Below are 1219 nucleotides of genomic sequence, written 5' to 3' on the forward strand. Positions count from 1 at the left end.
GGCGGGGTTCCGGCTGCAGGCCAATGCCAAGATGCTCGAGGGCAGCCAGCATGCCGACCGGGATGCCCAGTTCCGGTATCTCAACGAGCAGGCACGTGATCACCGGGATGCCGGCCAGCCGGTGATCAGCGTGGACACCAAGAAGAAAGAGCTGGTCGGCGACTTCCACAACCATGGCCGTTCCTGGCGGCCCACGGGCGATCCGGTGCCGGTCCGCGTCCACGACTTCGCCGATCCGCTGCTGGGCAAGGCCATCCCTTATGGCGTCTACGACCTGGCGGCCAACACCGGCTGGGTCAATGTCGGCACCGACCACGACACCGCCGCGTTCGCGGTGGAGTCGATCCGCCGCTGGTGGCACGGTCAGGGCCGGGCCGACTACCCGCAAGCTTCCCGGCTGCTGATCACCGCCGACGCGGGCGGGTCCAACGGCTATCGCACCCGGGCCTGGAAACTCCACCTCGCCCGCCTGGCCGCGGAAACCGGGCTGGTCATCACGGTCTGCCACCTGCCGCCGGGCACGTCGAAGTGGAACAAGATCGAGCACCGGCTCTTCTCCCACATCACGATGAACTGGCGCGGTCGCCCGCTGACCAGCCACGAAGTCATCCTCGAGTCGATCGCCGCGACCACCACTCGTACCGGACTGCGGGTGAAGGCCGAGCTGGACACCAACACCTACCCCACCGGCGTCGGTGTCGGCGACGCGGAGATGGCGGCCCTGCCGCTGACCCGGCACACCTTCCACGGCGAGTGGAACTACGCCCTGCACCCCCAGCCGAGCCCGGCCGTCCCGGCAGCCCGCAACGGCCGGCCACCGACACCGCCGTGGCACCCGGCGCTGCTGTCCGACCCCGAACTGACCGGCCTGGCCCCGCACCAACTGCAGCACCTCATCCACACCCTGGCACCGGCAGGAGACACCCGACGCGGACGCCCGCCCCGGCTCACCTTCGCCGACCAGGTCCTGGCCACCGTGCTCCACCTGCGCGTCAACCTGGCCGCGGAACCTCTTGCCGTTCTGTTCAACAGCAGCCGCACCGCAATGCACCGCACCCTGCTGAAGACCAGGAAACTGCTTGAAGCACAGGGCATCACCATCTCGCCGGCCATCACCCCACCGACCGCCCTGACAGCCCTCCGAGCCCGAGTGGCCGCCCAAAGCAGCAGCCCCGACAGCAAGATCAAAGCGACAGGTTAATGATCGGCAGGCCCTTAG

At 68.7% G+C, this 1219-nt stretch carries 1 protein-coding gene; it reads left to right on the forward strand.

The window, feature by feature from the left end:
• On the forward strand, positions 1 to 1201 hold a 1201-nt coding region (locus tag ACWFR1_RS40435; RefSeq protein WP_453561141.1), incomplete at its 5' end, for an ISAzo13 family transposase.
• Positions 1202 to 1219 lie beyond the last annotated feature (18 nt).

This window comes from Streptomyces sp. NPDC055103, assembly GCF_053607625.1.